This window comes from Peribacillus sp. B2I2, assembly GCF_041261685.1.
Lineage (GTDB): Bacteria > Bacillota > Bacilli > Bacillales > DSM-1321 > Peribacillus.
The window spans coordinates 24,609-38,976 of sequence record NZ_JBGCCB010000002.1 but is presented as its reverse complement, the minus strand read 5'-3'; the positions used below and the strand labels follow the sequence as shown (position 1 = coordinate 38,976).

The following is a 14,368-nucleotide window of genomic DNA, read 5'->3' as shown; positions in this document are numbered from 1 at the left end:
AAAATGAATTTAAGTCATTTTCACTAATTTTCGCAAAAATAATGATTTTTTAGAACATTTAAAAGAGAAAGTAGGTAGAAAGAGCTGTAAAATTAACCCAATAGCAATCCAATAGAAAGGCAATTAATATTATTGTATGAATATTTTAAATTTTTAGAAAGGAATATTTTTTTTCGGGAAATCTTCTATTTAACTAAGAAAGTAGGGAACATATGAAAATTCATTCATTCATTAAACGAACAGCGGCGATTACGCTGTCAGCTGGCTTGCTGCTATCATCAGCAAACACGCCTTTCATTCCTTATGCAAATGCATCGAACATAAAGGCAGAAGACGTCTTGGCTTCGTTGACAAGTGAACAACGAAAAGCGTTAAATAAACTTGAAATGACAGATAATGTCGGATTGCAAGGATTTAAAATGGAAGAGTTAAAAAAGGATAAAGAAATCTCGGTCATCGTCCAGTTTAAATCAAAGCCGGGAAAAGTTGCAGTCTTGGATACGAATGTAAAAGGAAAGAAGCTTTCTAAAAAACAAGCGGATGATCAAGTAGAAAAGGAACATGCTCAGTTTAATAAAGACATTCAATCGATTCTTCCATCTACTAATCTTAGAAGCAAGAAAACAGGTCATAAAATCACTTCTACCTTTAAGACCGTTTATAACGGGGTAGCTATGAAGCTGCCAGCTAATCAGGTAGAGCAGCTTTTACAATCCGAAGTCGTAAAAGCAGTATATAAAGATGTAGAATTTAAGGTCGAACCGATCGCCATGGGAGAGAAATCAGCCCCTGGTACATCCGTTGAAAGTATTCCATATTTAAAAATTGACCAGCTGCACAATGAAGGTATTACAGGCAAAGGAATCAAAGTTGGGGTTCTTGATACAGGGATTGATTACAACCACCCTGATTTGAAGGATGCCTATAAGGGCGGTTACGATTTAGTTGATCAAGATAATGATCCAATGGAGGCAACGTACAAGGATTGGCAAGCATCGGGGCAACCAGAATTTAGCTGGTCCGGTTCTTCCTATTATACTTCCCATGGAACACATGTCGCAGGTACCATTGCTGGACAAGGAACGAATGCAGAGGTTTCTGTGAAAGGTGTGGCTCCTGATGTGGATTTATATGCGTATCGTGTTCTTGGACCATATGGATCAGGATCATCTGAAGGGGTCATTGCAGGTATAGAAAAAGCTGTAAACGATGGCATGGATGTTATCAACCTTTCCCTCGGATCGGACATCAATGATCCTTATGATCCAACCAGTACTGCCATTAACTATGCTGTCCTTAATGATGTAACAGCAGTTGTAGCAGCTGGAAATGCAGGATCAGATGATTATACATTAGGTTCACCTGGCTCAGCAGCACTTGCTTTGACAGTCGGGGCGAGTGATGTGCCGATGGCGGTTTCTACTTTCAGTGGAAAAATCGGAAATAAAGATTCGATCGAACTTGTTAGTTTGGCACGCCACTATTCAGACCAATTAAAGGAATGGGAAGGGAAATCCTATGAGGTAGTGAATGTCGGTTTAGGAAATGGCTCTGATTATTCCGGCAAGGATGTAAAAGGGAAAATTGCACTTGTGGAACGCGGCGAATTCGCCTTAGCGGAAAAGGTCAGCAATGCCAAACAAAATGGAGCAGCCGCCGTTCTTCTTTATAACAATGTGGAAGGGCAAATTAATGCCAATCTTGGAGAGTCCGTTGACTTTGTGCCGTCATTTTCTTTAACAAAAGAAGCGGGAGAAAGCATTAAAGCACAGATTCAAGCAGGTGAAGCGAATTTTACTTTCTCCAAATACGCGGATAAACAGACAGAAGGTGACCACTTAGCGGACTTTAGCTCAAGAGGCCCGGCAAGAGAAACATACGATATGAAGCCAGAAGTGACGGCACCGGGAGTAAGTGTTCTCTCAACAGTCCCTTCTTATATGGTGGACGCTGAACATCAAGAAAACTATCAATATGCATATTCAAGATATTCTGGAACATCTATGGCTACTCCTCATACAGCAGGGATTGCAGCACTCTTGCTTCAAGCGAATCCGCAATTTGAGCCGGAAGATATTAAAGCCGTTCTAATGAATACGGCAGATCCACTAAACGGAGACTATAGTGTATTTGAAGTTGGAGCAGGAAGAGTTGATCCATACCAAGCAGTGTATAGTGGAACAACCTTCAAAATTAACGATAAAACATTTGTTCCAGGTGCTGAGGAATTAATCAAGGTAAAAGAATTGACGGGCGGACTCAGCTTTGATGTTCACTATGCAGATAAAAAGCTAAATCTAAAAAAATCAATCACTATTGAAAATAATGATAAAGTAAACAAAACATTCAGTGTCACTGTAACTGAAACGAATGGTTCAAATAGCTTGAAGGAAAACGGAGTGGAGCTGGATATTCCAAGCAAAATTTCTGTAAAAAGTGAAGACTTCAAAAAAGTAACACCACGTTTGCTTATCCCTAAGAAAGCAAAGGATGGAATTTACGAAGGCTATATTACATTAACAAACAATGCGAATTCATCAGAGCAGTATCGGATTCCTTTCAGCTTCCGAACAATGGAAGATGGGTTTAATAAGGTTGAGGTACTAAATCCTGCCTATTCCCCAAGTCATTTAAACCAAGTGGCATGGGATCCTATGCGTACTCCATTTGTATTTGCTGATTTTAACCTTCGTGCACCAATGGAAAAAATGGATGTCGTTCTTCAAGATGGCAAAACAGGAAAGGACCTCGGGTTGGTCGGAACAATAAATTTAGATTACGCTTATGACAATGTAGATTATGGATTATATGCATTTAATGGAGCTTTTTATGAGTTTACAGGAAACTCAAAACAGCCCATTTCGGAAGAAGCAAGTTATGTGAAAAAACCGGGACATTACAAGTTGAAATTCATTGGTACAGGTACTTCCGGGAAGGTTACAACTGAAACGCAGCATTTGCTCATCGATCTCGATGCACCGAGCTTCAAAAGTTCACTTGATGGAAAGTCTCCATTTATTGAATATAAGCCAGGTCAAGAAACATATCCATTCGACATTCAAATCACAGATCAAACCATTGACGAACTAAAGAAATTGGGCATAAATATCGATCAATCATCGAACTCGATGGTGTATTACTGGGGTCAAGGTGGTTTCCCTTCTACGCCAATTCCAATGGATAAAGAAGGAAAGTTTGTCGAAGAAATCGCCCTGGATGAATCCATCCCAGCACTTCAATTCCGCATGAATGGATATGATATGGCAGGAAACAAACCGGCAACAAAGCAATATTACTTTGTAAAAGAAGGTACACCTGTCGCGTATACTATTGGCGAAAAGTATGAGGTGAAAACAGGCGATACGGTAAAAGCAACGCTATCATTAGATAACCTAAACGCAGTGTCAAAGGCGGAATGGAACTTTAATGGTGACGGAGACTTTGACAGAGGTTTAGATAGCGTAGAGTTAGTTGATGCCAAGCTTCACAGCAAATTCTCGGACAAAGCCTCTTTAACGATTAAAGACAAGGTCGTTACTGTCCAATTTAATGAAGAGAGTAAAGCATTAGACCATGCAAAAGTCGTTGAGGTTACGTTAAAGGTTCAGGATGATCAATATACCCTTGGAGCAGCCATTAATCCGATTGTGAGCGTAATGGATGCTAATAATCAGACAAGCAGTGTGTTAAAATCTGGTTATAGTTGGAAGGTTAACCCTCAATTCTCAATGGCTAGAGGTTATGTCACTCCGCAAGGATTTAAAAATGAAGATGGTACTGTTACAGAGAAAAGGGATTGGAGCAAGGTTGGCGGTACAGTGAAAATCTTTGATTCAGAAGGAAATGAGTTCGATGCGACATCAACGGTAGAAGAAAATGGACAATATGTATTCAACAAGCTGCCGTTAAGCACAAATGCCTTCACGATAGAAATGAAAGTCCCAGGCCACTTTGTCACGAAAGAAAAACTAAATTCTGGTATAGGTTTTGAGCACAATGGTGAGTTATACGGTCAAAATCGCTGGATACCTGCGCTTGATATTACTGCAGGTGATGTAAACCAAGACAATGTCATTGATGTTCTAGATGCGATTGAAATTCAAAATGCATGGAAAACAAAGAAGCGTGCAGCGGATATCAACTTTGATAGAATAGTTGATGCTAAAGATATGAAATATGTTCAAACAAACTATCTCAAGCAAAATGAGCATGTCGATAATGCTCCAAAACCTAAGAAGAAGTATAAAGGTAAGACATTAGAATCAATTTTAGTTGAGTTGGGAATACAGCCATAAATATTAAAAAACACGATGAAAGCTTAGCTTCATCGTGTTTTAACTTTTAAAGAAAGTATAAAATTTTTCTAAAAGTATTTTTAATTTAAAGAAAGAGAGTATTCCAATAAGGTTGCGTTATTTGAATTTTCTTCAGAATAAAATATTGGGGTAGATTGGGAATTCGAAAAAAGGGAGACAAGAGTGAATATTAAAAAAGCTAATAATATAGAGGGAAGGTATTAAGTAGTCTTGCGCTTTTCTTAATTTTACTAGAATATATAGATTATATATTCATTTTTTTTCAATATATACTAGATAAAATTACAACCTAGAGGTGAAGCTATGATTGAGGGGAAACTTATCAAGTTTTATCGTGAAAAAGCGGGGTTGACTCAGGGGCAGCTTTGTGAAGGAATTTGTTCTGCTACACATCTTAGTAAGATAGAACGAGAGATAACAGAATACTCAGGGGAAATTACTCACTTATTATCCCAAAGATTGAATATCTGTCTTGATGATGAATTTGTGCGGTATCATAATCTTCAACAGAAACTAAAGTTATGGCACAACACGTTCGTTATGCAACAAAGCAAAGAATCAGAAATTTTAAAAGATGAAATCGAAAAAGAAACACTGATTCAATTGCCAGATTTTCAAGTTTTCTATCAATTACTCTCTGCAAGGTATTATTTATCTAATTATCAATTAGAAACAGCATTATTAATTATTCAAAACCTGCAAAAAAATGAATCATCTTTTTCTCCGCAAGACCGCAATATGTTAAAACATGTTCTAGGTATGTATTATTTTCACAACGGACAGTATCGAGATTGTATTCAAATTTTAACATCGATTGATCAAAGTCAATATAATCAATTTGAATATTATTACCATTTGGCACTAGCCTATCACCTTATTCATTTTAATATAATATCGTATTATTATGCAGAGAAAGTTCTTGACTATTTTCAAAAAACGTTAAATGTCATCCGGATAATTGATACAGAGACGATCATGTTATTACAATTAAATGCAAAGGAGCTTCATGATTTTGAAGAGACGAAAGAACGTTACGAACAATTAATACGTACCTGTGATACCATTAATGAAATAGACCGTAAATCAAAGCTCCTTAATAATCTTGCATTTGAACTTTACAGAAGAAAAAAATACAAAGAAGCATCCGAACTATACAAAGAAGCCATGGAACTAATGGATGAAATGGTTCCTCATTATTTAACTGCATTAGATGGTTATATTAATACTTGTTATAAAGGAAAACTACTTTCATTCGAGATTTTATTGGAATTAGCACATAAAGGCCTAAGAATAGCAAAATCGACAAAATCGTATAATTGGATTTTTTTTGAATTACACCTTTATCAGCTTAATCATGAAGAAGACGATTACTATCATTTTATTGAGACTACAGCCCTTCCTTTTTTTAAAAATATGGGCTTCACCATGTTAATTGAACACTACGAAAAAAAACTCTTCCACTTCTATAACCGAATTGGTGCCGTTCAAAAAGCATTGGACCTTGCCAACTCTTACATAAAAGGCAGAAAGAGCTACTATGATCATGAATAAGTCTTAATAAAAAAGATACTCTATGCAGATGTTAATGCTGCATAGCCTACGTTTCCGAGAACATATAGCCAGGCTCAAGCAAGAGTTAAGCAACAAGTACAAACTATTAAAGAGAAAATAAACAAAATTCCTCAAGAAAAACGTATGGAAGAAATTGTTGTAACTATAAGGTTAAATGAAAAATTTCTAGCAAAATCATATATTTCTAACACTCTTTTTAAGCACGCGAGATTTGAAAATATCGGATCAAGACGGTGGGAATTTTACCGAGAAGAGGAAGAAGAAAAGCATTATAGCAAAATGCATTTCGTTAAAATGAATTTGGATAGCTTGGAAACTTTGAAGAAATCTTAAACAAGGAAGAGGCTCGGTACGAAACAAGCCCTTGATGCGTATAAACTTCACTTGGAACAGTTATTAGAGGAATATGGATGAAGAGTTGAAGGCGGAGGATTTACTGATGATTTTGTTCATGGACTTTCTGAAAAGGATTAAAGAAAAGGGAAACTCAAGCCAACCATGAAGGCCATTTTATTGAACTTTGAAGATTACTTTTGATAAGCGGTCAAAAAACTAGGCACAGAAAGGATATTTCACAACTAACCTTTTATTAAAGATCTTTTGCACTGAGGTTCAAGGGTGATGAAATCCTGCGAATAAGCGAGTATTTGTAACGCTACTACTTCTGAATTCATTTATAAGGACCTCTTTCGGTTTTCACGTAGTAAGGGTGCAATAAATTTGAACAACGAAGGGATATAAGGTTTGATGGGGATATTTTTAAATCATTACAAGAGCTGACTCTAAACGGGTTTGCTCTTTTTGTGTGATTGAAATGTTGTCCGCGGTCTGTATGGGATGTCTTTTTGCTAGTTAGCGATGTGCTACATCCAGGTAAGGCGTATAAAATTTGGAGGCAAGAGTAAGCTAACATACGTATATAAGCTGTCGCGGGAGGTGAATAAGTATGAGTAATGATGCAAGAGGTTCTAAAAAAAATAAACGAAATGATGCAAACCATGTGAATGCTGAGACGAAAGCCAATCAAAGACGAATTTCAGAAAAGAATAACCAAGAGAATAATGATAAGAAAGAATAATGGGAAGGTTCAGTAGGGACTGATTTTTTTTGATTCCACTATAAATTTCTTCTCATATAACAAATAAAGAATATAGAAAAAATTTTTACTAGAGAACTGATATATCGACATCAGTTCTCTTTATTGATTTATCACTCGAAAAAGAAGGTCATATTCAAGACCATGAACTTCGTTAGAATATATAATATTAAAAGTGATCTCTATAAATATAAGATAGTTTCCTTTTGTCCTAAAGTTACTGCCAAATTGCCATCTTTTACATAAGCTCTAGATTTATGATGAGGAAGAGAGTGTGGCAAATTATAGTATTAATCTTTGCGTAAAATATCTCTTATACGAATTATAAGAGTGACTAGAAGGCATGTTACGGTTTATTTGATATCCCACAATATTAAGAAGAGGTTAATTAATGGTTTTTAATTTTGAAATGGCTTGTTTTAATTTTTCGCACACCTCTTCGTCTTGTTCCTTTACTAATCTTTCATGCAACCTCGATAAAACCACTTTACTACCAATACAACTTAAAGCAAAAACGGCGTAAGCTCTGATTTCTTCATTTGGGTCATCAATACATTATCGATAAAGGGTCAAGCAATCTTTCGTCAGGAAAGAATTGAGCTATTTCTGTTCCCCAGTATCTTTTACCCTCATGTTTACTTTGAATTGCTTCGACTAAATGTGGTATTACCTGATCATTAGTCAAATTTCTTAACACATCTACTGCATGATCATATATTCCATAACAATTATCTATACTGAAGGTCATCATAATAGGTTCAATACAACTAACATGAGGATGTTCCTCAAAATACTCAATTGCACTTGCATACTCATCTATCATTTCCTCAGTTAAATCATCATCATCGGGTATAGGAGCGTATTTTTTAAGTATAGAAAGTGCTTGATTTTTGTTCATAAATTTCACCTCTGTTTCATTGTATCCCATATACATCCTTAGTTCACATAAGAAGGAATCCAGCTCAGAAAGACATCCCTTACGGGATCAAGGGATTTCTTTATTCCCCTGCTTTCTTCTCTACAGGGGACCTACCAACCAAAAGAGCTATTGTAATCAAAAAAATGAATATTTTTCTGTTTTTGTATCAAAATAATTAATGTCCAAAGGCTTTTCGATTTCTGGTGGAGTTAGTCTAATGTTGTTGGAACTGTTTCCATAAGCAGACAAAATTTTATTTATAATTGGAAGAAACACCCAAAATCCACTTGTACTCCAGTTTGACTTTATTTCTCATTCTTGCATAATTGTATCCCATGGAGATGACTTGATAAAATGAAATTTAACAAGAAAAAAATCAACGTTGTAGATATTCAAAAAGCGAAGAAAAGTGTGTTTGCTACAGGGGTAGGAAACGCTATGGAGTGGTTTGATTTTGGCTTATATTCCTATTTAGCTGTTATCATTAGTCAAAACTTTTTTAGTGCTGTTGAGAATGATGAGCTAAAATTAGTGTTCACCTTTGCAACATTTGCGATTGCCTTTTTAATGCGCCCAGTAGGCGGTATTATATTTGGTAAAATCGGAGATAAATTAGGAAGAAAAGTCGTTTTAACTACCACGATTATTTTAATGGCTTTTTCAACATTACTAATCGGTTTATTACCTACATATGATCAAATCGGTATATGGGCACCAATACTCTTATTAATAGCTAGAATTATTCAGGGTTTTTCAACTGGTGGCGAATACGCTGGTGCAATGGTCTATATTGCAGAATCTTCTCCAGACAATAAACGTAATATGCTTGGAAGTGGATTAGAAATTGGTACGCTCATTGGTTATATATTCGCTTCACTACTTGCCAGTACACTCTTTATCACTCTATCTGATCAACAGATGGCCTCATGGGGTTGGAGAATACCGTTTCTACTCGGCTTACCTTTAGGGCTTATTGGGTTGTACTTAAGAAAAAGTTTAGAAGAATCACCGATTTTTGAAAATGAACTTTCTGATGATGAAGTCCAAGAGGAAAGCTTCCTATCTATTTTTAAAAATCACAAAAAAGATATTCTTGTATGTTTTGTAGCTGTTGCATTCTTTAATATTACAAGCTATATGCTACTATCATACATGCCTTCTTATTTAGATGAGATTATTGGATTATCTAGTACAGTAGGAACTCTATTAATTACGATTCTAATGATTATTATGGTGCCACTTACTTTAATATTTGGAAAGCTCAGTGATAAAATTGGAAATAAGACTGTTTTCTTAATCGGTACAGGCGGATTATCCCTATTATCTGCCCTTGCTTTTTATTTAATAAACTTGAATGCTTTAGTATTTATTTCGTTAGGTATTCTAATTCTAGGTGTTCTGCTTTCAATTTATGAAGGCACAATGCCTGGATCGTTACCAACCATGTTCTATACTGATATTCGATATCGGACATTATCAGTGACCTTTAATGTCTCGGTTTCAATATTTGGTGGAACTACCCCATTAGTTTCCACGTGGCTAGTTCACCAAACGGGGAATAACTTAGCTCCTGGTTTCTATCTAACAGCCGTGAGTATTATCGGATTTTTAGTGATATTATTCTTGTTCAAAAGTACTTCAGGAAAATCCCTAAAAGGTTCTTACCCAACAGTTGCTTCTAAATCTGATTATCAAGAAGCTGTTGAAAATCCAAAAGATTCACTATGGTGGAAAACGGAACAAAGAGAAAAATAAATGGAATTAAAAAGCCCCCATTCAATGGGATGACTACTCGAAATACAGACACTCAAACATGAGCGTCTGTATTTCGGGTTTTTGTTTTACTTATTGAGGTGTTCACGAATAATAAAGTTGTTTAAAAATAGAAGAAGGAATTAATAGAACTAATCTACTTTAAAGCGATGGAGTTATTTAAAGAAAAAGGTTACGAACATGTTCCCTTTTCTCTTTCGAGCAAAGGGAAGAGGAAATCGAGGTGACCTCAAAAGAAAAACGAGCAGAGGACACCCTTCGAATAAAGGAGTCGGAGATTTATCGGGGTGAGGTATTCCTGCATGATATTTCCCCGTACTTGATAGATGTAGAGTTGACGGTCGAGGATTTACTGGTGATTTTGTTCATGGACTTTCTGAAAAGGATTAAAGAAAAGGGAAAATAAAGCCAAGCCATTAAGGCCATATTATTGAACTTTGAGGATTACTTTTGATAAGCGGTCAAAAAAATAGGCACAGAAAGAATAATTTCACAACTATCCTTTTAAGGATCTTTTGCCCGTTGTGATAATTCCGATGAAAATAGAAAAAGGAGCCAGACAAGCACTTTACAAAATAATAATAATCCTCAAGGTACTCAGTATAATAGAAAAAAGGTAAAGGAGTTGATTTCTAATGGAGAAGCAATTGCCTGGAACGCTACTGGAACCTGAAGTGATCGCTGAAATGGTACTAAAAAAAGCCCTTGCCGATTACAGGAAAGCCCAAATTGAAAAACAAATCGATGACTCATTGAAAAACCGAAATAAGGTAGAGTTTTTCCGATTAATAAATGAATTAAAACGCACAACATAAAATGCAAACAGAACTTAATAAAAAAGATAACTCCTAACTTAATTCTTTATTTAACAAGGTAAAAGGAATTTAATAAAGGATAGAAAATAAGAATAATGGATCAGGTAATGCTGCTTAACTTCCTGATTCATTTTTTTATTTAAGTAGTCTTAGATATGCTTCAAGGACCTCCATAAATAAACACTCCATAGCCATGAAAGAGTCTCCTTCAAGTAGATTCAATGCTTCCATCTATAAGAATAAATAAGAAAAAGCAAACCTAATGACTGTTGTGTAAGGAAGCATTGTTTTTACATTCAATATAATAACCTTTGACCTTTACAAATTCAGGGCTTTCTTTTATGGATAGCCTAAAAACGCTATCAAAAGAAAAAATCTATGTTTGGATAATGTACCATAAACCTCGTGAATATAAATGAATTGTAATCACCTATATTTTAATTTGTCTACAGAGCTTGGATCATATATAACCTATAGAAGAAGGTGATGATTAAAAGTTTGTAGTAAGGATAGAAAAAAATGATTCTCTCTAACTTGTTGATAAAGAGGGGAGTAAACAATCTATCTATGCGTAAAATACTAGTTTTACGAACAAATAGACATAGGAATGAATGTTTGGTATACTATTCGTATTATCATGAGGGAGCGTGTCTTATGAAAACAGGAATGTTTCAAAGTATCCAAGAGTTCCTAATAGGCAAAATTGATCCTTCCTTTATTATCGTGTTTGGTTCTTACGCGAAGAACACTACACATAAGGATAGTGACATTGATGTGGCGTTTTACAGTCAAGATTCTTCACATTTTACATACGAGATATTTTTATTTGCCCAGGAACTGGCCGATATCCTTAAAATAGATGTGGACCTGGTTAATCTGAGGGATGCATCAACCGTTTTTCAGGCACAGATTTACACAACCGGTACTGTGATTTATTCAAAAGATGACACCCTTCTTAAAAATCAGCAAATGACTGCTCTAAGCATGTACGCTAAATTGAATGAGGAACGTGAAAATATCTTAAAAAAAATAGGAGAAAGTGGGACCATTTATGAGGAATGATGTGATTTTGAATAAAATTAGTGTAATAGAACGTTGCATGAAGCGAGTTCGCGATGTATATGCCAACGATGCTGGAAGTCTAAAAGACTTTACTAAACAAGACTCCATCATAATCAATATTCAGAGGGCCTGCGAAGCGTCAATCGAATTGGCTATGCATATTGTAGCTGAACAGAGATTGGGATTGCCTCAAACCAGCAGAGATGCGTTTGATATGCTTCACACTGCCTTAATTATTGACGAAAATACGGCCAAACGATTAAAGGTTATGGTGGGTTTCAGGAACATGGCTGTTCATGATTACCAGCCGGTAAATGAAAACCATCTAGGAGATTTTATCGACTATACATAACAAATCCTTAAATTATGATAAAGGGGTTTTATGATGAAATACATAATAAGAGTTTTTGATCTCCATACAAAAAAAGAAACAATCAAGTTAGATGAAGTTTTTGAAACGAAAGATGCTGCTGAAGCTGCTATCGAAAAGCTTAAACTTCAATATCCAGAAAAATATGAATATGTGAAAGTTCCTGTGAAATGTTAATTCAATTCAGTCATATCCCTACATGGACTTTTACGTTAGGTATTTAACAACACATAATATTATTATGTAAACAAATATGCGTAAAAATTGAATTTTACGCAAAAATCAACTTAAAAGGAGTCGACCAATGGCTAACACCAGACAACATCAAGTTCATGAGCAGAAGTTGGAACAGCTGGTTAAGTCCATGCCTTTCTATATCGTTGAATATGTTGACAATAAATTGGATACCCGGTCCCCTTCCACCCTCTTGAATTACGTTCTTGATTATAAATTATTTTTGGAGTGGCTGATATCTGAAGGCATTGCTGAACAGGAGCATATTAAGGATATCCCTCTGACAGTGCTGGAAAAGTTGAAGTTGATTGAAGCCCAATCCTTTATAAAATTTTTGGAACGGAGAAATATCCCTATCAATAAGAAGGAAACAAAAAAAGCGGAAAAAGTATCCGTCAATCGGAAAATTTCAGCATTACGTTCCCTTTTCAAGTATTTAACGACACAGACAGAAAATGACGACGGCGAACCTTACTTCTACCGAAATGTCATGTTGAAAATTGAAGTGAATAAAGTGAAAGAGACTTTGGGGGCGCGGGCTTCCAGAATATCGACAAAGATTTTCCACAATGATGAGGATGCTCGGTTTCTTGAATTCGTGAAGAATAACTATGAAAAGGAACTACCTGAAAAGTCCAGGAAACTCATTTATTTTAAAAGGGACAAAGAACGTGATTTTGCGATCTTATCCCTCTTCTTAGGAAGCGGAATTCGGGTGAACGAGTTATCCAACTTAAGGCTACGAGACTTGGATTTCGAGGAAAAACAAATACATGTTTTACGTAAGGGGGGGAAAAAGGATGTTGTGGCAGTCTCTCCTCCGTCTATGCAGGACATAAAAGACTACCTAGCTATAAGAATGGAGCGTTATAGCGGATCAAACGATGATGATGCTTATGTATTCTTGACTAGGGTGAATGATGGAGCGACCCCTCTCTCCAACCGTGCCATCGAGGCCCTAGTTAAGAAATATACGAAGGCATTTAAGACCAATAAATCGATGTCCCCACACAAACTTAGACATACCTATGGGACGAACTTAATGGAGCAGTCAGGAGATATCCATTTACTGATGACTCAACTTGGTCATACTTCAACCACCACGGCTGCCCTATACACAAACCCTGAGCAGGAGAAGGCTAAAAAGGCTGCGAAACAGCTGGGAGAGAGAAGAACCAATTATCGTGAAAAGGATTAAATGAAACTGGAGAAGATTTCTTTATTATTTTAATTAGAATGTATAGCCAATAAGGTTAGACCTATAATTCAGGACGACTTGCTTTATAAAAATGCCCCTCTCGATTATGAGAAGGGCATTCTTTACGAAGTTTGACCATGACAATAAAAAATTCACCCAAAATCAATCACAGACCAACTCAACGCAAGCAAGGAGTAAATTGGGAGATACAACATACAACTCGTGAATGCAAAAAATAAAAACGTGCCTATTTAGACACGTTTTTCATATGTTAGGACCATCCTGTATTTTAATTCGCATACAAGCGATATTGGTCGCTTAATGTATCTCCATTACCGTAAATATAGGCTTTTGAGCCGGATGTATAGGAAGAATTGTCGTACTTCCATTTGATTCTGAGACCCATGTTTCCGCCTGCTCCATATGTTTCATTGCCATTCTTCTTAATGTATTGTGAGAAGCTATCCCACGTCCGAGGGCCAACCACACCATCCACTTTCAGGTTGTTTTCTTTTTGATATTTCTTTACACCCGCTTCGGTTTTCGGCCCAAAAATCCCATCAACATCAACCACTGCTGAATCCGTATAAAAACCCATGACATTCAGGATATACTGCATATTTCTGACCTCTACCCCATGAGTGTCCTTCCGCAAAATAGAGTTTTTATCCCAGCTTTCTGGGTGGTGAAAACCTCCAGCAGATGCTGAAGCGGTGGAAAAAGATATCCCTAGGGCCATTACTAATACTACCAAACTAGTAAGTAATTTCTTCATACCGCCATCTCCCTCTTTTTTTGTGCATCTACACTACCTTACTATTTCCCCTCCTATTTTATATTCCCCTTCCTACCAATGTCCTGTTTTGAACTAAACAAACAGTGTCACCTGAAGGACCACAGAAATAGGATCAATTATAAATTTGTAGTTATTTAAAAATTGCACCTAATAAAAAACCCATTCAGTTTCTTTACTGAATGGGTTTCATATTCACAATAATCAAGGATAGGTAGTC

Annotated in this window: 12 protein-coding genes; 10 read left to right on the top strand and 2 right to left on the bottom strand. The window is 36.1% G+C overall.

Annotation, left to right across the window (positions count from 1 at the left end; translation table 11 throughout):
- Positions 1-212: 212 nt before the first annotated feature.
- The 3 genes from ABIE66_RS28195 (at position 213) to ABIE66_RS28185 (ending at position 6,966) form a co-directional block, all read left to right on the top strand.
- Positions 213-4,295 carry a S8 family serine peptidase gene (locus tag ABIE66_RS28195; protein ID WP_370017158.1) on the top strand — a complete coding sequence of 1,361 codons (4,083 nt, stop codon included), beginning with the start codon at positions 213-215 and terminating at the stop codon, positions 4,293-4,295.
- Positions 4,296-4,619: 324 nt separating this feature from the next.
- Positions 4,620-5,867: a helix-turn-helix domain-containing protein gene (locus tag ABIE66_RS28190; RefSeq protein ID WP_370017157.1), complete on the top strand. Its 1,248-nt coding sequence runs from the start codon at positions 4,620-4,622 to the stop codon at positions 5,865-5,867.
- A gap of 967 nt (positions 5,868-6,834) precedes the next feature.
- Positions 6,835-6,966 carry a hypothetical protein gene (locus tag ABIE66_RS28185; RefSeq protein ID WP_289323225.1) on the top strand — a complete coding sequence of 44 codons (132 nt, stop codon included), beginning with the start codon at positions 6,835-6,837 and terminating at the stop codon, positions 6,964-6,966.
- 565 nt (positions 6,967-7,531) lie between these two features.
- On the opposite strand, the gene ABIE66_RS28180 is transcribed toward ABIE66_RS28185, so the two are convergent.
- Complete coding sequence (locus ABIE66_RS28180; RefSeq protein ID WP_370017156.1) at positions 7,532-7,882, bottom strand: hypothetical protein; 351 nt, start codon at positions 7,880-7,882, stop codon at positions 7,532-7,534.
- 375 nt (positions 7,883-8,257) lie between these two features.
- Between ABIE66_RS28180 and ABIE66_RS28175 the strand changes: the two genes are divergently transcribed.
- The 7 genes from ABIE66_RS28175 to xerS all read left to right on the top strand — a co-directional run bounded on the left by ABIE66_RS28175 (position 8,258) and on the right by xerS (position 13,355).
- A complete protein-coding gene (locus tag ABIE66_RS28175) occupies positions 8,258-9,658 on the top strand; it encodes an MFS transporter (RefSeq protein WP_370017155.1) in 1,401 nt (466 codons plus the stop codon).
- A 241-nt stretch (positions 9,659-9,899) separates the two neighbouring features.
- Positions 9,900-10,082: a hypothetical protein gene (locus ABIE66_RS28170; protein ID WP_370017154.1), complete on the top strand. Its 183-nt coding sequence runs from the start codon at positions 9,900-9,902 to the stop codon at positions 10,080-10,082.
- A gap of 229 nt (positions 10,083-10,311) precedes the next feature.
- Positions 10,312-10,491 (top strand): IDEAL domain-containing protein, encoded by a 180-nt coding sequence (locus ABIE66_RS28165; protein WP_370017153.1) that lies wholly within the window; start codon positions 10,312-10,314, stop codon positions 10,489-10,491.
- 654 nt (positions 10,492-11,145) lie between these two features.
- Entirely contained in the window at positions 11,146-11,553 is a 408-nt protein-coding gene (gene mntA / locus ABIE66_RS28160) for a type VII toxin-antitoxin system MntA family adenylyltransferase antitoxin (protein WP_370017152.1), read from the top strand.
- Positions 11,543-11,905, top strand: a complete 363-nt coding sequence (hepT, locus tag ABIE66_RS28155; RefSeq protein ID WP_370017151.1) for a type VII toxin-antitoxin system HepT family RNase toxin — start codon at positions 11,543-11,545, stop codon at positions 11,903-11,905. The genes mntA and hepT overlap by 11 nt, the downstream gene beginning before the upstream one ends.
- Before the next feature lie 33 nt (positions 11,906-11,938).
- The gene (locus ABIE66_RS28150; protein ID WP_289318884.1) at positions 11,939-12,100 is read left to right on the top strand and encodes a hypothetical protein; all 162 of its coding nucleotides are present in this window, start codon (positions 11,939-11,941) and stop codon (positions 12,098-12,100) included.
- 127 nt (positions 12,101-12,227) lie between these two features.
- Positions 12,228-13,355, top strand: a complete 1,128-nt coding sequence (xerS, locus tag ABIE66_RS28145) for a tyrosine recombinase XerS (protein WP_370017150.1) — start codon at positions 12,228-12,230, stop codon at positions 13,353-13,355.
- A gap of 289 nt (positions 13,356-13,644) precedes the next feature.
- Here xerS and ABIE66_RS28140 read toward each other — a convergent pair whose 3' ends face one another.
- On the bottom strand, positions 13,645-14,130 hold the full coding sequence (locus tag ABIE66_RS28140; RefSeq protein ID WP_370017149.1) for a peptidoglycan-binding domain-containing protein: 486 nt from the start codon (positions 14,128-14,130) through the stop codon (positions 13,645-13,647).
- Between the last annotated feature and the right edge of the window lie 238 nt (positions 14,131-14,368).